The 229-nt window shown below is 48.9% G+C and carries 1 protein-coding gene; it reads right to left on the reverse strand.

Annotated features, from left to right (window positions below; genetic code table 11):
- The coding region (locus MRS74_RS23730) for a hypothetical protein (protein ID WP_254582741.1) at window positions 1–229 on the reverse strand (229 nt) is incomplete at both ends.

Genomic DNA, 229 nt, shown 5'->3' on the forward strand with positions numbered 1-229 from the left:
GCCCAAATGTCTTGCTGAGCAGCTTCTTGCGTGAGTCGCTGCGCCATTTCTGGCGTTTTGATATGTTCAAGAGCCTTTTTAAGCGTAGACGGTTTGACGACTGGCTTCACTTCTTGAGCAACAACATTACCTGTTGGCCGCCATCGATAAGGCTCGTTATCTTTAACCTGCTCGGTATTTGATTTAGCGGCATCTAAACCATTTGACGCACTTGGCGTGCGACCTTGGG

This window comes from Marinobacterium sedimentorum (assembly GCF_024267675.1).
GTDB lineage: Bacteria > Pseudomonadota > Gammaproteobacteria > Pseudomonadales > Balneatricaceae > Marinobacterium_A > Marinobacterium_A sedimentorum.